At 71.4% G+C, this 21792-nt stretch carries 16 protein-coding genes; 6 read left to right on the forward strand and 10 right to left on the reverse strand.

Features of this window, described 5'->3' with window-relative positions; genetic code table 11:
* Nucleotides 1–16: 16 nt before the first annotated feature.
* Complete coding sequence (locus K8638_RS23415) at nucleotides 17–2353, reverse strand: protein kinase (RefSeq protein ID WP_223756821.1); 2337 nt, start codon at nucleotides 2351–2353, stop codon at nucleotides 17–19.
* 332 nt (nucleotides 2354–2685) lie between these two features.
* On the opposite strand from K8638_RS23415, the gene K8638_RS23420 reads away from it, so the two are divergent.
* Nucleotides 2686–3972, forward strand: a complete 1287-nt coding sequence (locus K8638_RS23420) for an amidohydrolase family protein (RefSeq protein ID WP_223756865.1) — start codon at nucleotides 2686–2688, stop codon at nucleotides 3970–3972.
* A 46-nt stretch (nucleotides 3973–4018) separates the two neighbouring features.
* Nucleotides 4019–4561, forward strand: a complete 543-nt coding sequence (locus tag K8638_RS23425; protein ID WP_223756822.1) for a redoxin domain-containing protein — start codon at nucleotides 4019–4021, stop codon at nucleotides 4559–4561.
* A gap of 17 nt (nucleotides 4562–4578) precedes the next feature.
* On the opposite strand, the gene K8638_RS23430 is transcribed toward K8638_RS23425, so the two are convergent.
* From K8638_RS23430 to K8638_RS23450, 5 genes are all read right to left on the reverse strand, one after another.
* Nucleotides 4579–5454 (reverse strand): carbohydrate ABC transporter permease, encoded by an 876-nt coding sequence (locus tag K8638_RS23430; protein ID WP_223756823.1) that lies wholly within the window; start codon nucleotides 5452–5454, stop codon nucleotides 4579–4581.
* On the reverse strand, nucleotides 5451–6878 hold the full coding sequence (locus K8638_RS23435; RefSeq protein ID WP_223756824.1) for a sugar ABC transporter substrate-binding protein: 1428 nt from the start codon (nucleotides 6876–6878) through the stop codon (nucleotides 5451–5453). Before K8638_RS23435 ends, K8638_RS23430 begins: the two co-directional genes overlap by 4 nt.
* A complete protein-coding gene (locus K8638_RS23440) occupies nucleotides 6863–7702 on the reverse strand; it encodes a carbohydrate ABC transporter permease (protein ID WP_223756825.1) in 840 nt (279 codons plus the stop codon). The genes K8638_RS23435 and K8638_RS23440 overlap by 16 nt, the downstream gene beginning before the upstream one ends.
* A gap of 108 nt (nucleotides 7703–7810) precedes the next feature.
* A complete protein-coding gene (locus tag K8638_RS23445; RefSeq protein ID WP_223756826.1) occupies nucleotides 7811–8941 on the reverse strand; it encodes a hypothetical protein in 1131 nt (376 codons plus the stop codon).
* 1695 nt (nucleotides 8942–10636) lie between these two features.
* Nucleotides 10637–11386: a VOC family protein gene (locus K8638_RS23450; protein ID WP_223756827.1), complete on the reverse strand. Its 750-nt coding sequence runs from the start codon at nucleotides 11384–11386 to the stop codon at nucleotides 10637–10639.
* A 233-nt stretch (nucleotides 11387–11619) separates the two neighbouring features.
* Here K8638_RS23450 and ftsH point away from each other — a divergent pair, with 233 nt between their 5' ends.
* The gene (ftsH, locus tag K8638_RS23455) at nucleotides 11620–13488 is read left to right on the forward strand and encodes an ATP-dependent zinc metalloprotease FtsH (protein ID WP_223756828.1); all 1869 of its coding nucleotides are present in this window, start codon (nucleotides 11620–11622) and stop codon (nucleotides 13486–13488) included.
* Nucleotides 13489–13593: 105 nt separating this feature from the next.
* On the opposite strand, the gene K8638_RS23460 is transcribed toward ftsH, so the two are convergent.
* A complete protein-coding gene (locus tag K8638_RS23460; RefSeq protein WP_223756829.1) occupies nucleotides 13594–14592 on the reverse strand; it encodes a UDP-glucuronic acid decarboxylase family protein in 999 nt (332 codons plus the stop codon).
* Nucleotides 14593–14875: 283 nt separating this feature from the next.
* Here K8638_RS23460 and K8638_RS23465 point away from each other — a divergent pair, with 283 nt between their 5' ends.
* The 3 genes from K8638_RS23465 to K8638_RS23475 all read left to right on the forward strand — a co-directional run bounded on the left by K8638_RS23465 (nucleotide 14876) and on the right by K8638_RS23475 (nucleotide 18841).
* Complete coding sequence (locus tag K8638_RS23465) at nucleotides 14876–15841, forward strand: zinc-binding dehydrogenase (protein WP_223756830.1); 966 nt, start codon at nucleotides 14876–14878, stop codon at nucleotides 15839–15841.
* Between the two features lie 19 nt (nucleotides 15842–15860).
* Nucleotides 15861–16877, forward strand: a complete 1017-nt coding sequence (locus tag K8638_RS23470; RefSeq protein WP_223756831.1) for a Gfo/Idh/MocA family protein — start codon at nucleotides 15861–15863, stop codon at nucleotides 16875–16877.
* 143 nt (nucleotides 16878–17020) lie between these two features.
* On the forward strand, nucleotides 17021–18841 hold the full coding sequence (locus K8638_RS23475) for an ABC transporter ATP-binding protein (RefSeq protein WP_223756832.1): 1821 nt from the start codon (nucleotides 17021–17023) through the stop codon (nucleotides 18839–18841).
* A gap of 7 nt (nucleotides 18842–18848) precedes the next feature.
* Here the strand turns inward: K8638_RS23475 and dsrP are convergent, their stop codons facing one another.
* The 3 genes from dsrP to K8638_RS23490 are packed head-to-tail and all read right to left on the reverse strand — an operon-like array spanning nucleotide 18849 to nucleotide 21627.
* The gene (gene dsrP / locus K8638_RS23480; RefSeq protein WP_223756833.1) at nucleotides 18849–20123 is read right to left on the reverse strand and encodes a sulfate reduction electron transfer complex DsrMKJOP subunit DsrP; all 1275 of its coding nucleotides are present in this window, start codon (nucleotides 20121–20123) and stop codon (nucleotides 18849–18851) included.
* 3 nt (nucleotides 20124–20126) lie between these two features.
* Entirely contained in the window at nucleotides 20127–21029 is a 903-nt protein-coding gene (locus K8638_RS23485; protein WP_223756834.1) for a 4Fe-4S dicluster domain-containing protein, read from the reverse strand.
* The gene (locus tag K8638_RS23490; RefSeq protein WP_223756835.1) at nucleotides 21022–21627 is read right to left on the reverse strand and encodes a hypothetical protein; all 606 of its coding nucleotides are present in this window, start codon (nucleotides 21625–21627) and stop codon (nucleotides 21022–21024) included. The genes K8638_RS23485 and K8638_RS23490 overlap by 8 nt, the downstream gene beginning before the upstream one ends.
* Nucleotides 21628–21792 lie beyond the last annotated feature (165 nt).

A 21792-nucleotide genomic window follows, 5' to 3' on the forward strand; every position in this document is an offset into this window, starting at 1 on the left:
TCCGCGCGGGCCGGGTCTACTTCCCCGCCGAGCACTCCGCCACGAGCGTGCTCGCGCGGCCGGGGAAGCGCTCCGCGAGCACGCGCTTCACCTCATTGACCGCGGCCGTGTTGCCGGTATGGGCATGGAGCTGGCAGCGCGCGGTGAGGGCTCGCGGGTCCTCGGGGGCGAGCCGGTCCGCCTCCACGTAGGAGCGCTCGGCGGCGGCGGTGTCGCCCTGGCGGAAGAGGACGGCCCCCAGGTAGTAGTGGGCCACGGAGAGCCGGGCGTCCTTGCGAATCGCGCGCCTGAGGAGGCTGGCCGCGTCGTCCACGCGCTCCTGGCGGAAGCGCACGAAGCCCAGCTCCGCGAGGCTCTCCGCGTCGTCGTGGTCTCTCGTCCACGCGGCCAGGACGGCGGCGGCCTCGTCCAGCCGGCCACTCTGCGACAGGAGGCGGCCATAGCGCGGCGTCACGTCGGACGAGCGCGGCCGCAGGGCATGGGCCTTCGCCAGCGCCGCGAGCGCGCCCGGCACGTCGCCCTGGCGCTCGCGCAGCTCCGCCAGTGCCAGCAGGGGCTGGAGGTCCCTGGGCGCCAGCGTGGTGGCCTCCTCGATGGCGCGCTCGGCCCGCTTGCCCATGCGCAGCTCCGTCGCCGCCCGCGCGGCCAGCAGGTGCGCCTGGACGTCCTTCGGGAAGCGCGAGACAAAGGACTCCGCCAGCGCCAACGCCTGGGTGTGCGCGCCCGCCTCCATCAGCAGGGCACCGGCCCGGGCCAGCTCCTTCGCGGTGGCGCGCGCGTCCGTGCCCAGCCCGTCGAGCGCGGACACCTTCGCCTCGGGTGTGGCGGCGGCCTCGGCCTTCGCCAGCCGCTCGGCCGGAGGCGGCGCCGGGCGCATGAAGAACCACGCCGCGCCTCCACCGAGCGCGCCCACCACCAGCACGCCTCCGAGGATGGCGCCCAGGCGCGAGGGCTTCCTGCCCCCGGGCCCCACGCCGGAGTTCCCGGCCCGAGCGGGCTGCGCCGCGCCCTTCGCTCCGGCGGCCCCGGGCTTCATCCGCCCCTCGCCCTTCGCGCCGGCGGAACCCGGAGTCATCGCCGCTTCCGCTTCACCCGCGTGTGGAGCCGGCCCCTGCGCTCCCGGTGCCTGTCCCATCCCACCCGCGTGGGCGGCCGTACCGGCCGGGCTCTGCGCGCCGTGCGGAGGCGGACCCCACTCCGGCGCGGCCGTGCCCGGGTGGGCGGCCGCACCCTCGGGCCCGTGCGCGCCCGGCGCCATGGAGGGCCCCATCCCGTACGGATTCGGGGCCTGCGCGCCGCCAGTCCAGTCCGCCGGGGCACCCGCCATGCCGAGCACCGGGCGGATGATGCCTGGGGGCGTGCTGCCATGGGACGGGTCCGCGAGCCGGGCGCGGCGCAGGGCCTGCCGCTTGGAGTCCGTGTCGGGAGGGAAGAGGGTGTCCACGTACGCGGCGAGCTGCTCGTGCGTGGCCACCTCCGCCGCGCCGCCAATGGCTTCAATCGCGTCGATGAAGGACTCGAGGCTGTCGAAGCGCGCGGCCGGCTCCCGGGCCAGCGCGGTGAGACACACCAGCTCCAGCGCGGCGGGCACGGACGGGTCGAAGGCGGTGGGCGGCTTCGGACGTCCTTCCGCGATGCGCCCCAGCACCTCCTCCGCCGTCAGGCCCGTGAAGGGGCGCCGGCCGCAGAGCTGCTCGTAGAGCATGACGCCCGCGGCGAACAGGTCCGCGCGGTGGTCCACCGGCCTGCCGGCAATCATCTCCGGCGACATGTAGAAGAACTTGCCCTTGAGGACCCCGGGCTCCGTGCCCGAGCCGAGCGCGTCCGCCTTGGCGATGCCGAAGTCGATGACCTTCACCGCGCCATTCACGCCCACGTGGACGTTGTCCGGCGTGAAGTCGCGGTGGACGATGCGCAGCGGACGGCCCGCCTCGTCCACGGCGCGGTGCGCGGCGTCCAGCCCGCGGCAGGCGTCCACCAGCACGCGCAGCGTGATTCCCAGCGGCACGCGCTGGCCGTGCTCCGCGGCCTCCTGGCGCAGCTCCGCGAAGGAGCGCCCCTCCAGCAACTCCATGGCGATGAAGGGCTCGGTGCCCTCCATGCCCAGCTCGAGGATGGTGACGACGTTGGGATGCCGCACCTGCGCGGTGATGCGCGCCTCGTTGAGGAACATCTGCACCACGCGCCGGTCCGAGGCCAGGTGCGGCATCAGCCGCTTCACCGCCACGGCCGGGCCGCGCCGCCCGTCCTCGTCGATGCGCCGCCCGAGGTACACCTCCGCCATGCCGCCTGTCGCGATGCGCGCGGACAGCCGGTAGCGGCCCACCCAATAGGTGCTCTGCTCCTGCTCCAAAGTTCCCGTAGTCTACGTGTAGGGACCCATCCGCGTCCTGCTCCTGACTCGCATCCTGTCCGCTTGCCTGCTGCTGTCGGATGGCGGTGCTGGAAACTTGCCCCATTCCACCGGGCGTCCCACCCTGGACAGTTCCAGGGTGGGCTTCGACCCTGAAGCGCACCGCCGGCGGGTTTTCACCAACTGGCTGCGCACCGCGTTGTGGTCATGACGCGGGGTGTGGGTGCTCTACCTGCTTGCTCGCGCGCTGGAATGGGAGTGCTAACCTCCAGGGCTGTTCTGGCCCACGGGAGGAGGGCCCCTGATACGCACGCGTTGCGTCCGGAGGGATGTTGGGCACCGTCCTCAAGGGTGGTTACGTCGTCGAGCTGGAGCCCGCGCTGGTGGAGCGTGTGGACCTGCGCATCGAGGGTGAGCGCATCGTCGCGCGCGGGCCGGACCTGACGCCCGCGGCGGACGACGAGGTGGTCGCGCTCTCCGGCAAGCTCGTCTTCCCGGGGCTCGTCAGCGCGCACCACCGGCTCCACGCGGTGCTCGGCCGCGGCATGCCGCGCCCGGCGCTGGAGAGCTACCAGGACATCGTCGAGAAGGTGGTCTGGCCCTACGAGAGCGCGCTGGATTTGGACGCGGTGCAGGTGGCCGGGTGTGCCGGCGGCCTGGAGGCCCTCCAGTGCGGCACCACCACGGTGTGTGACTGGCACTCCTCGCCCAAGGCCGTGTCGGGCTCGCTGGTGCGGCTGGCGCGCGGACTCCACGAGGTAGGTGTGCGTGGCGTGCTGTCCTACGCGGTGTCGGACCGCATGGGCGCGCTGGGCCGCGAGGAGGGGCTGGAGGAGACGGTCAGCTTCGCGAAGAAGGCGAAGGGCCGCTTCCGCGGGCAGGTGGGCGCGGGGCCCTGCTTCACGTTGGGGCAGGATGCCCTCCAGGGGCTGGTGGAGGCGCTGCAGGCCCTGGGCACCGGCGGGCTGCACCTGCCGCTCGCCGAGGACCCGCTGGACGAGCGCCTGTCCACGGAGCGCTTCGGCGCGTCGCCCGTGGCGCGGCTGCTGGAGGCGGGGCTCTTGTCCCCCAGGAGCCAGCTGGCGCACGTGGGCCACCTGGAGTGGGCGGACCTGGCGCAGGTGATTGCCACCGGCGCGTGGATTGTCCACACGCCGCGCGCCAACCAGGGGCTGGAGGTGGGCTACGCGCCGGCCCTGAAGTTCGGCCACCGGGCCACGCTGGGCGCGGACGCCGTGTCCGCGGACCTCTTCGCGGAGGCGCAGGCGGCGTACCTCCGCTCGCGCGAGGCGGGGCAGCCCATCGATGTGCTGCGCTACCTGGCCAACGGCCACCGGCTGGCGTCGCAGCTCTTCGAGACGCCGGTGGGCCCCATGCGCGAGGGCGCGCTGGCGGACCTGCTCATCCTGGACTACCTGCCGGCCACGCCGCTCACCGCGGAGAACCTGGCGTGGCACGTGGTGTTCGGCCTGGGCAGCCGGCACGTGGAGGCGGTGATGGTGGACGGCGTGTGGCGCATGTGGGCGCGCCGGCCTCTGTCCGTGAATCCCACGGTGGTGGCGGAGCAGGCGCGCGAGGCCGCCGCCGCGGTGTGGGCGCGCATGGCCGAGGCGAAGTAGGCCCCGCTCCTTGCCTTCCCGCCGGGAAGCCCGTCAAATCCCGGCCATGCTCATTCCAGTGCTCGTCGCGGGGCTCTTCAGTGGAGCCATTCCGCAAGTCGGGGACACGGCGCCGGACTTCACGGTGAAGGACACCGCCGGCAACGTGTACACCCTGTCGGAGATGGTGAAGCAGGGGCCCGTCATCCTGGCCTTCTTCCCCAAGGCCTTCACAGGGGGTTGAACCCGCGAGCTCTCGGCGTACCGGGACAGGTACTCGGACATCGAGAAGCTCCACGGCCAGGTCCTGGCCGTCAGTATGGATGATTCGGAGACGCTCGCGCGCTTCAAGGCCGAGCTGAAAGCACCGTTCCCCTTCATTCCCGACCCGGAGGGCAAGGTCATCGCGGCGTATGACGTGAAGATGCCGCTCTTGTCCCTACCCAAGCGGTACACGTTCGTCATCGGCGAGGGACGGAAGATATTGAAGGTGGAGTCCGGCAACGACGCCATCGACCCCAATGGGGCGATTGTGTCGTGTCCCATCCGGAAGCCCGGCTCGAAGTCAGCGGGCGCGGACGGGGGGACGCCGGACGGAGGGGCGAAGTAGCGGGCCCTTCGCGCGCCTCACGCCTCGCGCGAGGCGCGCCACCCGCGCAGCACCCAGAGCTGCGCGGCCACCATCGCCGCGGTGACGAGGAACATCACCCACGTCATCGCGGACGCGTACCCGAGGCGCAGGTACTCGAAGCCGTTCTGGTAGATGTAGAGCGGCAGGAAGGTGGTCGCGTAGCGCGGGCCCCCCTGGGTGATGACGAGCGCGGGGACGAACGTCGTCTGCAGGCTGACCACCACGTCGCGAGCGGCCAGCAGCGCCAGCGTGGGCGCCATCAGCGGCAGCGTCACCCGGCGGAAGACGGTGAGCGCGCCGCCGCCTTCCAGCTCGCACAGCTCGTACAGCTCCTCCGGCAGCTCGCGCCGCGCGGCCAGCAGCACCACGAACACCTCGCCGAGCTGGAAGACGGTGAGCGCCACCAGCGCCCCGCGCGCGCCCCAGGGCGTGAGCAGCCACCCGCTGTCCGCCACGCCCACCGCCTTCAGCCCGAGCGCCAGCGGCCCGTACAGCGGGTTGAGCAGCCACAGCCACAGCAGCGCATAGGCGATGTCCGGCACCACGGTGGGCAGGAACACCGCGGACCGCGCCAGCCGCCCACCCTTGTGCAGCAGCAGCGCCAGCCCCAGGGCCAGCGCCAGCCTCAGCGGCACCGCCAGCGCGGCGAACAGCAGCGAGTTGCCCAGCGCCGTCCAGAAGAGCGGGTCGTCCCATAGCCGGAGGAAGTGCGCCGCGCCCACGAAACGGGGGGCGCTCAGCGCGTCGTACTCCGTGAAGGCCAGCCCCAGGGCGAGCAGCGCGGGCAGCCCCACCAGCAGCGCCGCCGCCACGAGGAACGGCGCCGCCAGGAAGAGCATGGCCTCCCGGCCGTGTGAGGCGCCCGCCTTCATGGGGCCTCGCGCTTCGGCGCCGAGTCGAGGATGCCCTGCACGGCCTCGGTGAGCTCCTGCCCCAGCGCGTTCACCTCGTCACCCTGGCGCAGCAGCCGGCGCATGGAGCCACCGGCCTCCTGCCCTGACTTCACCTCGGTGGAGTCCGCCTCCGTCAGCCGCGTGCCGTGGGGAGGCACCGTGTAGAACCACTCCTCGACGATGACGTCCGCGCGCGTCTCCACCTCGTTCCACACCGCCACGTTGGGCAGCCGGCGGATGGAGAGGAGGGAGTCCAGGAACACGCGGGCGGAGGCGGGGCGCTGGTTCGAGTCCAGGAAGGCGGGGCCCTCCGCCACGCTGCGCAGCGACGGCACGGTGCGCCCGCCGCGCGCCACCAGCTCCGCGCCCACCGGGCCCAGGGCGAACTCCACGAAGCGGAAGGCGGCGTCCTTCGCCCTGGACGCTCGGGACATGCAGTACGCGTCCGAGTGGAGCACCGTGGCCGTCTTGTGGTGCCGGGGCAGGGGCGCCACGTCCCAGTCCAGGCCGGGGACGTCGCGCAGCGTGGGCACCAGCCGGCGGCTGTTGAGGAGCATGCCCAGCCGGCCCGCGGCGAAGCGCGCCTCGTGGTTCTCCGACTTCGCCTCCTCCAGCGTGGGCGTCACCTTGAAGACGCGCTGCAGTCGAAGCACGAAGCGCAGTGCCTCCAGCGACGGGGTGTTGAGCAGCTCCAGGTGGTGCGGGTCCTTCACGTCGTCCACCACCTCGCCGCCCGCCTGCCAGATGAAGGGCGCCAGGCGGGACAGGGTCGGCTCGAAGGCCAGTCCGTGGATGTCCATGCGCCCGTCACCGTCCTCGTCGCGGGTGAGGGCCTGCGCCGTCTTACGGAAGTCGTCCCACGTCCAGTCCGGCCTGGGCGGCGGCACGCCCAGGCGCTGGAAGAGGCCGCGGTTCCAGTAGACGACGAGGCTGGAGACGTTCTGCGGGATGCACTGCAGCGCGCCGCCGTGGCGGAAGGCCTCCACCGCCTGGGGATAGAGGTCCCGCTCCTTGAGGATGGTGCTCTTCTCCAGCCGGGGGCCCAGCGGCTCCAGCACGCCCTTGGCGGCGAACTGGCCGAAGCGCCGGTAGTTGAGGAGGAAGAGGTCGGGCGGGGTGCCACCGGAGAAGGCGGTGGTGAGCTTCGCCATGTGGTCCTTCTGCTTGCCGATGGGGACCAGGCGCACCTTCACGTCCGGGTTCTTCGCCTCGAAGGCGGCGATGAGCTGGCGGTAGCCCCCCACCTCGGCCGGGTCCCCGAAGAGCTGGAGCGTCACCTCGATGGGCGCGGCGGGGGTGCCCGTCCGCGCGGGCTCCGGAGTCATCTCCTCGCGCTTGCACCCACCCAGCAGCGCCGCGCCGGCCAGCGCGAGCGCCGCGGCCCACCTCAACGTCCGAGCCATCCGCTCCCTCTCTCTTCGCCCAGGAACAAACGCTGCGCGCCGAGGAAGGCGAGGACGGCGGGCAGGGTGACCACCACGGCACCGGCGAGCAGCACGGGCCACTGCGTGGAGCCGAGCAGCTCCAGCGCGTGCAGCGCGAGGGGCGCGGTGAGTGCGTCCTCACCGCTGAGGTACAGCAGCGGGTCGATGAAGTTGCTCCACGACAGGCCGAAGGCCAGCAGCGCCACCGCGGCGGTGGTGGGACGCACCAGCGGCAGGGCGATGGAGCGCCACAGGCGCAGGGGGCCGGCGCCCTCCAGCCGCGCGGCCTCGAACAGCTCCTGCGGAAGGCGCCGGAAGGCCACCGCGTAGAGGAGCACGAAGAGGGGGCTGCCGCCCATGAGCGCGGGCGCCACCAGCGGGACGGCGGTGCCGGTGAGGCCCAGCACCTTGAAGACGGCGAAGCGTGTCAGCCACACGGCGGTGGCGGGCACCATGACGAGCAGGAGCACCGCGCCGGCCAGCGTGCGCCATCGCCACCCGGACGTCTGCGCCAGGGCCAGTCCCGCCCAGGACGCGGTGATGACGCTGAGCGGCACCATGATGGCGGCCAGCAGCACGGAGTTGAGGAGCGCGCGGCCGAAGGGCACCCGCTCGAAGGTGGAGGCGTAGGCGGCCAGCCCGGCTCCCTGTGGCAGCAGCTCCACCCCGCGCGGGGGAGGCAGCCCGGGCGGACGCAGCGAGCCGGTGAACATCACGACCAGGGGCGCGAGGAACAGCGCCACCAGCACTCCGACGAGGAGGACGCGCGACGTGGAGCGGAGGAGTCGGACGGGAGACGGCATCGCGGGGAGGCCCCATTCGCGCCCACCGGGCGGTGGGCCGTCAAGCCGGGAATGGGGCGGCCCTGGCCGGAGGGCCGGGCAGGCGAGCGGGAGGCGTGGGTCTCCGCCTCAGGGTGTCGTTTCTCCGCCGGTGCCGGGGACGGGTGGCTCGACAGGCAGGGCCAGCCGCTTCGGCTCCAGGTGATGGCGCTGCTTGAAGGCCCGCCACTCCTGCACGAGTGGGTGCGTGCTCCGCGGCGTGGAGCCCTTGGGGGCACCGCTCGCGTCGGTGAAGGTGCGAAGCTGCGGGTCCTCCTTCGGCGCTGACCGCTGCTTGAGCTTCTCTCCATGGCGCTCGCGGAGCAGTGCGAACGCGAGCGCTGCCCAGTGCGGCGGGTCCTCCTCGGCGAGGAGGGTCTCGAGCGCGTTCGCGGCCGCGCGGTCCACCTCGACGCTCGCCTGGCCTCGCAGGGTGGCGAGCATCATCGGCAGCGCGCGGTCGAGCGGCGGGTGCTCCACGAAGCCTTTCGCCAGTTGCTCGCGCTGCGCGGGGGACAGGGGCGCGGAACGGGGGCGCCGCAAGTCGTAGAAGAAATGGTCCTCGTCGGATTCGGGCTCCAGCCCGTACATGCCATCCCAGCGGGTCGCGGGGTGGGCGGCCGCGAGCACCTGCCAACTCGTGCGTGCCGCCGCCATGTCGTCGGCCGTCCTGCCCGAGGCCCGGACCTGCGTCCACTGCTCCTGTATCGCGTGGGCGCGCGTCACCGCTTCCCGGTAGGCATCTGCCTCGCTGTGGCTCGTCGGGTAGCGCGTCCCGTACGAAAGGCTGACGGTCCTCCACCTTCCTCCCTCCAGCGTGAGGAACGCGACGACAGCGAGCCCGGGCTCGTAGCGTGGAGGCGCCGGGCAGACCAATCCCGAATTGAAGTGAACCTCCACGAGCTCGCCCGGGCGTGTGGCGCCTTTCCAGACCTCCCGGACACGCAGGCGTGCGACGTCGCCAGCATTCAGGTCGACGGTCTTTTCCCCGGACGGATTCGGGGGCAGTGGCTCCACTCCCTCGATATCCGCCCAGACCACCAGTGTCGCCTTCTGCGTCAGCTCCCAGAGCGTCTGCGGGGCGATGGGGAAGGCCTCGGCCTGTGGGAGTGGGGCGAGCAGGACGGCCAGGGCCAGGAGTTGATGAAACCGGCCCGAGTCCCTCTGAACGCGATGCTCCGGACGGAGCGTGGCGCGGCGGGTGAGTGCTTCCTCACGCATGGATGCCCCCTTTCAAGTCACGAGGAGGGTACCCCATCCGCGAAAGCGGAGTGTCACACCGGGTTCAGCGCTTCATCATGGTTCCATCATCGCGGAAGGCTCCGGGCCCGTGCGCGCGAGGCTCCGCGGCTCGCCGGAGTCCGATGTCGTTCCGCCAGGCTCTTCCGCTGGCGCCAGGGCTCGACCACCCCATTGCGGCTCATTCATGACGGAGTAGGGAAACGCACGAGGCCAGGCGCCGCCCGGCGGTGCCCGGGTCATGGCGGTGCCTCGAAGAGGCGGCGGACGGGGAGGCCTGTGATGGATGCTCTTGCGTTGCACATTCCATGAAGGACGTTTCGCCGTATTCGCAGCCGTCCGAGCGCCACGGCACTCGCCCCTTCCATCCCGCCATCGAGGGCTCAGACACCTGCCGCTTCGAGGCCAGGAGGCACGACTGCCAGGTGATGTGGCCACGCGCTCGCGGTGCCGAGAAGCGCATGAGGGCGCGGCGTGCGTTGAGACCGCGTCCTTTTCTCGGGGGGCATGGTGCGGCACCACCCCGGTGGAGTCGGGCGCGTGGGAGGATGCCGCTTCGGTGGCCAACGCGGGTCCACCAGTCCTCTCGACCTCGACGTGCCCTGTCGTGGACGCAGACTCGCTGGCGCCGCCGGGCTCGGCGTCTCCTGTCGCCCCCGAAGGAGGCGTGCCAGTGCCTCGGGAAGGCGAGTCCTCCTCCGCCAGCGCACCCCAGATGAGCCCCTCACCGACTCGGACGCTGCCCGGCGCCAGCGCCCCCTCGCGCTCGCCGTGCGCCAGCACCTCGCGCACCAGTTCCCGTGCTTCACTCCCGGGTGACTGGGACTCCAGTGAATCCTCGTGAGGCCAGGTCCCGCCAGAAGTCCTCGAAGACCTGACGGAAGCCGCCCTCCTCCGGTGCGCTCAGCCCCATCTCGAAGCCCCCGCGCGCGATGCGGCACAGGGAAGGCGAGAAGCCCTCGAGCAGTGGGTGGCTGGCAGGCCCAACGGATGCTCCATTCCGGCAAGGGCGGTCCCAGGAGCGGCCTGGGGCGCGTTTGGGGCAATGAGGGGTAGGGACCTGACAGACCACTTGGAACGGGCGCTCCATTCCGGACGCGGGCGGCCCTGGGGGCCGACATGGCGGGACGTCTTGGCCTGGGAGACAGGGCCTGGGGCTTCGTATGCACTCGGGCTCCGGGCAGTCCAAGCATTCCCGAGGTACCGTTCCTTTGGCTCTCGCCCGATGAGCCGTCGCACGACTTCGGATGTGCCGCACCCCCCCGTTGGACCGCGCACCGGACGAACGCGGGGTCCACCGGGAGCTCGTGCGGTGCCATGAGGTACATCCGCGAGGCGCCCGTCACGGCATGCTCCCAGGCTCCCGGGTCGGACCCGTCGAAGCGCACCTCGCCGTGACGGGAGGCCGCTCGTACCGGGACTCCGGCCGCGCGCAGCAGGCCGGTCAATCTCCGGCCGGTGGTTCCGGTGGCTCCGAGGACGAGTACTTCATGCTTCGTGGTGTGGGCAGTCATACGCGCTCCGTCTCCAGGAACATGACCTCGCCGCTGCTTCGTGCCGCGATGGAAGAGCGCTCCATCGCGTCTCCCTCTTTCCGTCCTCCTCGCCGCGGAGCATCGGGAGGACGTACCCTCCAAGGCGCCACGGCCCGCGAGGGGGGCTCCTGGAAGGGCTTGCTCAGGGCGTCCGGGCGGCCTGGCGCAGCGCGAAGGCGGCGCCCTGCGGGTCCTCGCACTGCGCGACGCGGTCCCCACCGGGGACCTGCATCGGTCCGTTCAGCACCCGGCCACCGAGTGCGCGGAGCTTCACGAGCGTGGCATCCAGGTCCTCCACCGTCAGGTAGAAGAGCCAGTGGGTGTGGATGGACGGGAGGCGTGCCGTGTTGACCATGGCGCCCACGTCCCGCCCGGCCCCGTCCCAGGTGAACATCTGGTACGTCCCGACCTGGGGGCCCAGCTCCAGTGCCCCGGTTGCCCTCCAGCCGAACAGCCCCGAGTAGCTGGCCCAGGCGTGCTCACGGTCTGTCGTGTTCAGCTCGTGCCACGCGACCACGTCGAGGCCCGCGCCCTCCCTTCCGGAGCTCATCGCGAAGACAGCGCCCTGGGCGTCCTTGAAGATGGAAACGCGCTGCCCCGGCGCGGGCTGCTGCACCGGGCCCAGCATCTGGCCCCCGAGCGCCACGAAGCGCCGCGCCGCCGCGTCGACGTCCTCGACGCCGATATGCCCGAGCCAGTGCGCCGGGGCGCCCTGGGCCCGCGCCCGCTCGGGCAGGGCCATCAGCTCGCCCACACGCTGCGTGCCCGCGAGGAACACCCGGGACTCTCCCGACCGCTGGACCTGCCAGCCCAGGAGGCCCGTGTAGAACGCCTGGGCCGCCTCCAGGTCCGGGGTCCTCAGGTCATACGAAACGAACGCTCCGGCCGTCATCGCCTCTTCCTTCCCGGTGCCAACGCGTCATCCCTCCGTGCCGCGGCGGGAGCCTATGACACGGTGTCCGTCCACGGCGCAGCAACTGCGTGGCATGATGCCGGTCCGCAGGATTTGCGCGCCCGTGACCGCGTGTGTGTGCCTCATGTCGCGGCACACCCGCTGCAATCCCTGCCTGGGTCCGTTGCCGGCTCGGGATGGGGCACGGGCGTCCAGCCCGGGAGGCATACGTAATGGCGGTGAAGGAACCGAAGACCTCGAAGTGGCGGCCCTGGCTCCCCGTGGTGTTGCTGTTCCTGGGCGTGTTCGCCATGCAGGAGTTCACCCGGTTCCGCGAGCCGCCCCCCTTCACCTGGACGGCCTTCCGGGAAGCGGTGTCCCAGGGGCGCGTGGAGTCGGTGGTCATCACCGGCGGGCGCATCCACGGCCGCCTCAAGGCGGAGGCAGGCAAGGAGGCGCAGGGCTTCACCACGGTGAAGGTGGATGACCCGGAGCTGCTGAAGGACCTGCAGGCGCACGGCGTCCAGGTGTCCGCCGAGCTGCCGGAGAACCCGTGGCTCATCACCGCCCTGTGGCTGCTGCCGCTGGGCGTGTTCCTGTGGCTCAGCCTGCTCCGCCAGCGAAGCGGCGGTGGGGCGGGGCGCGCCGGGGGGCTCTTCGCGGTGGGCCGCAGCAACGCGCGCATGTACGCGGAGAAGGACATCCGCGTGCGCTTCGCCGACGTCGCGGGCGTGGACGAGGCGAAGGAGGAGCTGCGCGAGGTCATCGCCTTCCTCAAGACGCCGCAGAAGTACCGCCGCCTGGGCGGGAAGATTCCGAAGGGCATCCTGCTGGTGGGCCCGCCGGGCACGGGCAAGACGCTGCTGGCGAAAGCGGTGGCCGGTGAGGCCGGGGTGCCCTTCTTCAGCATCAGCGGCTCGGAGTTCGTGGAGATGTTCGTGGGCGTGGGCGCGGCGCGCGTGCGCGACTTGTTCGAGCAGGCGCAGGCGCAGGCGCCCTGCATCATCTTCATCGACGAGCTGGACGCGCTGGGCAAGGCGCGCAACACGGGGCCGGTGTCCCACGAGGAGCGCGAGCAGACGCTCAACCAGCTCCTGGTGGAGCTGGACGGCTTCGACCCGCACACCGGCGTCATCCTGATGGCGGCCACCAACCGGCCCGAAATCCTGGACCCGGCGCTGCTGCGCGCGGGCCGCTTCGACCGTCACGTGGTGGTGGACCGGCCGGACCGGGAGGGGCGCCTGGCCGTCCTCAAGGTGCACGCGGCGAAGGTGCCGCTGGAGGACCCCAAGGACCTGGAGCTCATCGCGGCGGCCACGGTGGGCATGGTGGGCGCGGACCTGGCCAACATCATCAACGAGGCCGCGCTGCTGGGCGCGCGCCGCGGCAAGGAGAAGGTGGGACGCGCCGAGCTGGAGGAGGCGGTGGAGCGCGCCGTGGCGGGCCTGGAGAAGCGCAACCGCGTCCTCAGCCCGCTGGAGCGCGAGCGCGTGGCCTTCCACGAGCTGGGGCACGCGCTGATGGCGCTGGCGCTGTCCCGGGGCGGCGATGCGGTGCGCAAGGTCTCCATCATCCCGCGCGGCGTGGCGGCGCTGGGCTACACGCTGCAGGTCCCCACGGAGGACCGCTTCCTGATGACGCGGAGCGAGCTGGAGGACCGCATCGCCGTGCTGCTCGGCGGGCGGCTGGCGGAGGAGCTCATCTTCCGCGAGTCGTCCACGGGAGCGCACGACGACCTGAAGAAGGCGACGGACATCGCGCGCGGCATGGTGATGACGTACGGGATGGGCCAGGCGCTGGGGCTCGTGACGGTGGACCCGGGACGGCGGCCGCTCTTCCTGGAGACGGGAATGGCGGGCGGGCGAGGGGAGTACAGCGAGGCCCTGGCGGAGCGCATCGACGGAGAGGTGCGCGGCATCGTGGACGCGCAGGCGGAGCGTGTGCGGGGACTGCTGGGCGAGCGCGAGGCCGTGCTCCGCCACGCCGCTCAACGCCTGCTGGAGCGCGAGGTGCTCAGCGGTGAGGAGCTCGCGGCGCTGCTGAGGGGGGAATCGGTCCCGGCGGCTCCGGAGGGGAAGCCCCAGGAGCGGGACGCCGCCTGACACGGGTGTGAGGCGCGAATGACGCCGCGGCCACCCGGGAGCGCGGGCGCGCTCAGGGTCCGGCTGCCGTAGACGAACGTGGCGCCTTCCAGGTCTGTCACGGACCTATGGCGAGGCGCCCACGGAGGTCTTTCCGGGCTGGGGATGTGGCGCCGCCCTCGGGCTCACCACCTTGCGGAAGTACGCGAGCGTCTCCACCAGTCCCTCCTCCAGGGAGACCTTCGGCTCCCAGCCGAGGAGCGTCCTGGCGCGGGTGATGTCCGGCCTGCGCTGCTTGGGGTCGTCCTTCGGCAGCGGCATGAAGACGATGCGCCCGCCGCCGCCGTGGGCCTTCCGCACGGCCTCGGCGAACTCGAGAATCGTCATCTCGCGTGGGTTGCCGAGGTTCACCGGCTCGGTGACGTCGGACAGGGCCAGGCGCACCAGCCCGTCGATGAGGTCCCTCGCGTAGCAGAACGAGCGCGTCTGCGTCCCGTCGCCGAACACGGTGAAGTCCTCGCCGCGCAGCGCCTGGCCCACGAAGGCGGGCACCACGCGGCCGTCCTCCAGCCGCATCTTCGGGCCATAGGTGTTGAAGATGCGGGCCAGGCGCGTGCGCACGCCGTACGTGCGCGCGTAGGCGGCGGTGATGGCCTCGCCGTAGCGCTTGGCCTCGTCGTACACGGAGCGCGGGCCGATGGGATTCACGTGGCCCCAGTAGTCCTCGCGCTGCGGGTGGACGAGCGGGTCGCCGTAGATTTCGGACGTGGAGGCCTGGACGAACACCGCGCCCTTCTCCCGCGCCAGCCTCAGGCCGTTCTCCGTGCCGAGGGAGCCCACGCGCAGCGTCTCGATGGGGAGCTGCGCGTAGTCGATGGGCGAGGCCGGAGAGGCCAGGTTGAAGACGCAGTCCACCGGGCCGTCCACCCGCATCGGCTCGGTGATGTCGTGCCGTACCACCAGGAGCCTCCCCACCGCGGCCACGTCCGCGAGGTTGCGCTCGTCGCCGGTGATGAGGTTGTCGAGGCTGATGACCTCGGCGGCCCCGTCCCGGAGGAGCCGCTCGCACAGATGGGAGCCGAGGAAGCCCGCGCCCCCGAGGACGACCACTCGCTTGCCCTTCATGTCGTTCATGGACGGGAGGGTTCCGCAGGAGCAATCGGGTGGGTAGGCGTTCCCAGGGACAAGGGTGGGGCGACGGTCTTCTCCTGGACGCACGTGCGAGGCCGGAATCCGTTGTCCGGCACTCGCCCCGTTCATCAGTTCACGGTGCCCCGCGAGGCACTCCCGTCCGTCTTGTCGGGTGGGCCCTTGGGGCCATACCCCCAGACCCCACCTCGCGGTGGGCGCGTGGGGGGAGGCTCCCGGCCCACCGCCGCCAGCGGAGGCAGCAGTGATGGATGCAGGGGTGGGAACGAAGATGAAGGCGGCGGTCATCGCCGCGCCCAGGGGGGCGCGGGTGGAGAACGTGGTGCGGCCCGAGCCCGGGCCCGGACAGCTTCGCGTGAAGCTGGAGGGCTGCGGCGTGTGCGGCTCCAACCTGCCCACCTGGGAAGGCCGCGAGTGGTTCAAGTACCCCATGGCCCCGGGCGCCCCGGGCCACGAGGGCTGGGGCGTGGTGGAGTCGCTCGGCTCGGGCGTGCGGGGCTACAAGGTGGGGGACCGCGTCGCCTTCCTCTCCGGCAAGGCCTTCGCCGAGTACGACGTGGTGGGCGCGGACTCCGCGGTGGTGCTGCCCCCGTCGCTGGCGGGCAAGCCGTTCCCCGGTGAGCCGCTGGGCTGCGCGATGAACATCTTCCGGCGCAGCGACATCCAGCCGGGGCAGACGGTGGCCATCATCGGCATCGGCTTCCTGGGCGCGCTGCTGACGCGTCTGGCCACCAACGCCGGGGCGCGCGTGCTGGCCATTACGCGCCGTCCGTGGGCGCTGGAGCTGGCGGCGAAGTACGGCGCCGCCGAGTGCATCCCCATGGATGACCACCAGCGCATCATCCACCGCGTGAAGGAGCTGACCGGCGGCAACTTCTGCGAGCGCGTCATCGAGGTGGTGGGCGAGCAGTGGCCGCTGGACCTCGCGGGCGAGCTGACGCGGGAGCGCGGCAAGCTCATCGTCGCCGGCTACCACCAGGACGGCCCGCGGCAGGTGAACATGTGGCTGTGGAACTGGCGCGGGCTGGACGTCATCAACGCGCACGAGCGGGACCCGAAGGTGTACCTGGAGGGCATCCGCATGGCGGTGGAGCAGGTGGCCTCCGGGAAGCTGGACCCGGCGCCGCTCTACACGCACCGCTACGGGCTGGACGGCCTCAACCAGGCCTTCGAGGCGATGAAGCAGCGCCCGGACGGCTTCCTCAAGGCCCTCGTCACCTTTTGAAGACCCGGGAGCGCACGTCATGCAGAGTGGAATCGCGGCGAAGCCGCAGACGCAGCGTCCCCGCCTGGGCTTCCTGGGCGTGGGCTGGATTGGCCGGCATCGCATGGAGGCCATCGCCCAGAGCGGCGCGGCCGAGGTGGCGGTGGTGGTGGACCCGTCCACCCAGGCGCTGGAGGCGGCGGAGAAGGCGGCGCCGGGCTGTGAGCGGGCGGGCTCCTTCGAGGAGCTGCTGGCGAAGCCGCTGGACGGCATCGTCATCGCCACCCCGAGCGCCGTGCACGCCGAGCAGGCGGTGGCCGCGCTGGAGCGGGGCCTGGCGGTGTTCTGTCAGAAACCGCTGGGCCGCGACGCCCGCGAGGTGCGGCGCGTGGTGGACGCGGCGAAGGCGAGTGACCGGCTTCTGGGCGTGGACCTGTCGTACCGCTTCACGCACGGCATGCGCCAGCTGAGGGAGCGCATCCGCGCGGGCGAGCTGGGCGAGGTGTTCGCGCTCAACCTCGTCTTCCACAACGCCTACGGTCCGGACAAGGCGTGGTTCTACGACCCGAAGCTGGCCGGCGGCGGGTGCGTCATGGACCTGGGCATCCACCTGGTGGACCTGGCGCTATGGGTGATGGACTTCCCGCCGGTGACGCGGGTGAGCAGCCACCTGTACGCCGGCGGCCGTCCGCTCGCGTCGCGGGAGACGCAGGTGGAGGACTACGCGGTGGCGCAGCTCGAGCTGGCGAGCGGCGCGTCCGTGCAGCTCACCTGCTCGTGGAAGGTGAGCGCGGGCTGCGACGCGGTCATCGAGGCGTCCTTCTACGGGACGAAGGGCGGCGCCTCGCTCCGCAACGTCAACGGCTCCTTCTACGACTTCACCGCGGACCTCTTCCACGGCACCTCGCGGCAGCGGCTGGCCGAGCCACCCGACGCCTGGGGCGGCCGGGCGGCGGTGGACTGGGCGGCGCGGCTGGCGGCGGGCCAGCGCTTCGACCCGGAGTGCGAGCGGCTGGTGGCGGTGGCCGACGCGCTGGACCGCATCTACCGGCCCTGAGCGTGGGCCGGTGACGGGTGGTGGATGTCCATGGAGAGGCTCCCGGGACGCCAGCATGGCCGGTTGCCCGCTCCCCGGCCAGGACGGCCATTTTGACTCGGAGGGGAAGGGCGGACACGGGAATGCAGGTTGGAGGGGCACGCATGGAGACCTCCACTTCGGCCACTCTCCGTCCTCGTGCCCGCCTGCGGCGCAGCGTGGGCTATCTCCGCCCGTTCCGCGGGTCCGTGGCGGGCATCCTCGCGCTGGTGCTCACCGCCGGGGCGCTCAACGCGCTGGAGCCGCTGGTCCTCAAGCACATCTTCGACGGGCTGGGCTCCGGGCAGGCGTGGCGCTCGGTGGTGCTGGGCGTGCTGCTGCTGGTGGGCGCCGGCCTGCTGCGCGAGGGCGTCAACGCGGTGTCCAACTGGCTCACCTGGCGCACGCGCATTGGCGTGCACTTCTCGCTGATGGAGGAGGTGGTGGGCCGGCTGCACAAGCTTCCGCTGAGCTTCCACCGCGAGGAGGGCGTGGGCGCGACGATGACGCGCCTGGAGCGCGGCATCCAGGGCTTCGTGCAGGCGGTGAACGACATCGCCTTCAACGTCATCCCCGCGGCGGCGTACCTCATCATCTCCGTGGTGGTGATGCTGAAGCTGGACTGGCGGCTGGCGCTGCTGGTGCTGGCCTTCGCGCCGCTGCCGGTGCTGATTGCGCAGTGGGCGGCGCCGCGGCAGACGGCGCGTGAGCGCAGCCTGATGGACCGCTGGGTGAAAATCTATCAGCGCTTCAACGAGGTGCTCTCCGGCATCGTCACGGTGAAGAGCTTCGCCATGGAGGAGCGGGAGAAGCAGCGCTTCCTGCATGAAGTGCGCGATGCGAACAGTGTGGTGACGCGGGGCGTGGGGCTGGACTCGGCGGTGTCGGCGACGCAGAACCTGGTGGTGCTGGCGGCGCGGGTGGCGGCGATTGCGTTTGGCGCGCTGCTGGCGCTGCGGGGCGACATCACCGCGGGCACGCTGGTGGCGTTCCTGGGCTACGTGGGCGGCATGTTCGCGCCGGTGCAGAGCCTGAGCAACGTGTACCGGACCATCCGCACGGCGTCGGTGGCCATGGACCAGGTGTTCGACATCCTGGACACGCAGGACTACCTGGGCGACGCGCCGGACGCGGTGGAGGTGACGGAGGTGAAGGGGGAGGTGGAGTTCAAGGACATCCACTTCGCCTACGGCTCGGACCGGAGCTCGTCGCTCATCCGTGGCATCGACCTGCACGTGAAGCCGGGCGAGCACGTGGCACTGGTGGGCCCGAGCGGCGCGGGCAAGAGCACGCTGATGGCGCTGCTGTGCCGCTTCTACGACCCCATCCAGGGGGCGGTGTGCATCGACGGGAAGGACCTCCGCGGGCTGAAGCAGATGTCGCTGCGCCGGCACATCGGCGTGGTGCTGCAGGACGGGCTGCTCTTCAACGAGAGTGTGCGCGCCAACATCGCCTACGGGCGGCCGAACGCGTCGCTGGATGAGGTCATGGCGGTGGCGAAGGCGGCGAACGCGCACGACTTCATCATGAAGCTGCCGCAGGGCTACGACACGGTGGTGGGCGAGCGGGGCAGCCGCCTGTCGATGGGCGAGCGGCAGCGGGTGACGATTGCGCGCTCGCTCTTGAAGGACCCGCCCATCCTCGTCCTGGACGAGCCGACGAGCGCGCTGGACGCGGAGTCGGAGTCGCTGGTGCAGGAGGCGCTGAACAAGCTGATGAAGGGGCGCACGGTCTTCGCCATCGCGCACCGGTTGAGCACGGTGGTGGATTCGGACCGCATCCTGGTGCTGAAGGGCGGGCGCATCGTGGAAGAGGGCCGGCACGAGGCGCTGATGGCGCAGGACGGCTACTACGCCTCGCTGGTGCGCCGTCAGACGCGGGGCCTGCTCCCGGACAGCCCCCTCATCGCCGAGCCCGGCCCGCGCAAGGTCTCCGGGGCGGCGTGAGCTGACCTCACGCCGCCGCGCGTTGCTCCTCTTCCTGGGACGGGTTCTCGGCCTGTGCCGCCTGTGCCGCGAGCTGTCCGCTCAGCACGGGCAGCGCCACCTTCACCGCCACCGTCAGCAGCATCAGCCCGAACGCCCAGATGCCCGCGGTAATCTTCCACTCGGTGACGGTGGGCACGTACTCGACCATTTCATGGAGGGTGCTGGGGACGAAGCCGGGGATGATGAGCCCCATCCCCTTCTCAATCCACACGCCCACGAACGCCAGCACACACGCCACGTTCAGCACCGTGACGCGTCTCCGGCTCGCCGGCAGGTGCAGCAGCACAGCCGAGGCCACGTTGCACGCCACCGCCGTCCATATCCAGGGCACCAGCGCGTGGTGCCCGTGCAGCCCGAAGAACAGGTACCGCACCGGCCCGGCATGCGCGCCCCCCGTGTAGAACGCGGTGAACACCTCCGAGCCCAGCATGAAGAGGTTGAGCAGCACCGTCACCCGCATCACCGACGTCAACGTGCGCTGCGGCCCCTCTCCAATCGGCAGCCCGGTGAACCGCCGGATGACCTGCAGGAGCAGGATGACGAACGCAGGCCCCGTGATGAACGCGGAGGCGATGAACCGCGGCGCCAGCAGCGCCGAGTTCCAGAACGGCCGCCCGCCCAGGCCGCTGTAGAGGAACGCCGTCACGCTGTGGATGGACACCGCCCAGAAGATGGAGAGGAAGACGAACGGCAGGTACCAGCGCTTGCGAGGCTTCCGCCCCAGGAAGCGCATGTACAGCAGGTACCCGCAGATGTGCAGGTTCAGCAGCAGGTACCCGTTGAGCACCACCACGTCCCACGTGAGCATCGACACCGGCCAGTTGAACCGGCCCACGCCGGGAATCAGGTGCCACGCCCGCTCCGGGTGCCCCATGTCCACCACGATGAACAGCAGGCTCAGCGCAATCGCCGCCACCGCCAGCAGCTCGCCCACCAGCGTGACGTCGTGCATCTCATGGTCGTGGTACAGGTACGCGGGGATGACCATCATCACCGCGCCCGCCGCCAGCCCCACGCCGAAGGTGAAGTTGGCCACGTAGAGCCCCCATGACACGTGGTCGCTCATCCCCGTGAGCGCCATGCCCTCCACCAGCTGGCGTGCCCACGCATTCGCGCCCACCAGGCAGATGGCGGTGAGCACCGTCATCCACGTGTAGAAGCGCCAGCTCCCGTCGGTGCTCATCCACAGCAGCCGGCCGAGGAAGCGGGGGTAGTCGAGGACGTGACGGGTGGCGGCCATGGCTCACTTGTCGAAGAAGTAGAAGAAGCGCGGACGGGTCCCCAGCTCCTCCTTGAGGACGAACACCCGCTTGTTCTCGAGCACCCAGCGGATGGGGCTCTTCGGGTCCAGGAGGTTGCCGAAGACGCGGGCCCCGGTGGGGCACGCCTCCAGGCACGCCGGCAGCCGCCCCGCGCGCGTGCGGTGGAGGCAGAAGGTGCACTTCTCCACCACGCCCTGCGGGCGGATGCGGTTGGAGAGGTAGCCCTGGTCCGGGTTGATTTCCTCCGCTGGCACCTCGGGCTTCGTCCAGTTGAAGCGCCGCGCGTGGTACGGGCACGCCGCCTCGCAGTAGCGGCAGCCGATGCACCAGTTGTAGTCCACCACCACCACGCCGTCCTGCTCCTTCCAGGTGGCCTGGACGGGGCACACCTTCACGCACGGCGCGTTGTCGCACTGGTGGCACTGCACCGGCAGGTAGTACTTCCCCGGGGCCGGCACCGCGTGGTCGTAGTCCGCGTTGCCGCGCTCCAGGTCCAGGCTGCCCTGCTCCATCTCCAGCACGCGGATGTATGAGTTGCCGCTGCGCCGGTCGTGGTTGTTCTCCTGGTGGCACGCCTCGGCGCACTTGCGGCAGCCGATGCACACGCTGAGGTTGAGCGCGTAGCCGAAGGAGACGCCCTCCTGCGGGGGCAGGTCCTGGATGGTGACGTCGCGGCCGTACTCCCGCTTCGTCTCCTCCTCCAGCCGGCGGAGGATGACCTGCATCTCCTCGGGCGTGAGTTCCTTGTAGTGGCGCTGGAGGAACTCGTCGAGTGACAGGTCCTTCGTCCACTCCGTCAGCGGCGCCATGGCGTGCGCGAAGGCCGCCGCGCCCAGCGTGGCGCCGGCGCCCTTCAGCGCGGTCCTGCGGGTGAAGTCATTCATGGGGGCGGCCTTCCGTCGAGGGAGGAGGGTGCGGCGGGCGCGGCGGCATGACGGGAAGTGCCCCGGCGTACTTCGGGGCGTGAGGGTCGTGGCAGGACACGCAGTTGTTCCGGGTGCGCCCGCCGCGGGACAAATCCCAGTGGCCCGTCATGCCTCCGTGCGCACCGGCCCGGAAGTCGCGCGCCTGGGGCCCGTGGCACTGCGAGCACAGCGTCACCACCTCCACCATCGGCAGCGGCTCACCCGTCGCCAGGTGCAGCGACTGGGGCGCATCGGCCTGGTGGCAGGAGGTGCAGGCCAGCTCGCCGTGGCGGAACTGGAGCCCGCGGTGGAACTCCTGGAGTGCTTCCGGGCCCGAGGGCATCCGCGCGGGCTCCTTCAAGGAGTGGCAGCTCACGCAGGGCACCCGCAGGGGCTTCCCCAGCGCGTCCACCTCGCCGGATTCGATGGAGGTGAGCTTTTCCGGCACCAGCACGGTCTCCACGCCAGTGGAGGCACCAGGAGGTGGCTGGGGGCGCCGGGGCACGTCCCGCTCGCACCCACACCACGTGAGGGCCACGAGCACGGACAGCAGGGGAAATGGTGAGGTCGCGGCCACGGGCCTTCCCAAAGCAGCGTCCATGCCACGCCGCGCCCGCGAGGCAGGCCCCGCCCGGACGCGCATCCCTTGCTCAAATCAAGTATCCGACATGCAACTTTTGCGCGTGTACCCCGGGCGCGCACGGCGCGGGGGCCCTGGTCCACCTCTTGCTCAAGGCAGATG

Origin of the sequence: Myxococcus sp. RHSTA-1-4, from assembly GCF_020037125.1 — a bacterium.
Classification (GTDB): domain Bacteria; phylum Myxococcota; class Myxococcia; order Myxococcales; family Myxococcaceae; genus Myxococcus.

What these genes read in the sequence shown, in the direction of transcription:
- K8638_RS23430 (WP_223756823.1), bottom strand. Translation starts at nt 5,454, where the DNA reads ATGAAGGCGGGCGCCTCACACGGCCGGGAGGCCATGCTCTTCCTGGCG.
- K8638_RS23435 (WP_223756824.1), bottom strand. Translation starts at nt 6,878, where the DNA reads ATGGCTCGGACGTTGAGGTGGGCCGCGGCGCTCGCGCTGGCCGGCGCG.
- K8638_RS23440 (WP_223756825.1), bottom strand. Translation starts at nt 7,702, where the DNA reads ATGCCGTCTCCCGTCCGACTCCTCCGCTCCACGTCGCGCGTCCTCCTC.
- K8638_RS23445 (WP_223756826.1), bottom strand. Translation starts at nt 8,941, where the DNA reads ATGCGTGAGGAAGCACTCACCCGCCGCGCCACGCTCCGTCCGGAGCAT.
- K8638_RS23450 (WP_223756827.1), bottom strand. Translation starts at nt 11,386, where the DNA reads ATGACGGCCGGAGCGTTCGTTTCGTATGACCTGAGGACCCCGGACCTG.
- ftsH (WP_223756828.1), top strand. Translation starts at nt 11,620, where the DNA reads ATGGCGGTGAAGGAACCGAAGACCTCGAAGTGGCGGCCCTGGCTCCCC.
- K8638_RS23460 (WP_223756829.1), bottom strand. Translation starts at nt 14,592, where the DNA reads ATGAAGGGCAAGCGAGTGGTCGTCCTCGGGGGCGCGGGCTTCCTCGGC.
- K8638_RS23470 (WP_223756831.1), top strand. Translation starts at nt 15,861, where the DNA reads ATGCAGAGTGGAATCGCGGCGAAGCCGCAGACGCAGCGTCCCCGCCTG.
- K8638_RS23475 (WP_223756832.1), top strand. Translation starts at nt 17,021, where the DNA reads ATGGAGACCTCCACTTCGGCCACTCTCCGTCCTCGTGCCCGCCTGCGG.
- dsrP (WP_223756833.1), bottom strand. Translation starts at nt 20,123, where the DNA reads ATGGCCGCCACCCGTCACGTCCTCGACTACCCCCGCTTCCTCGGCCGG.
- K8638_RS23485 (WP_223756834.1), bottom strand. Translation starts at nt 21,029, where the DNA reads ATGAATGACTTCACCCGCAGGACCGCGCTGAAGGGCGCCGGCGCCACG.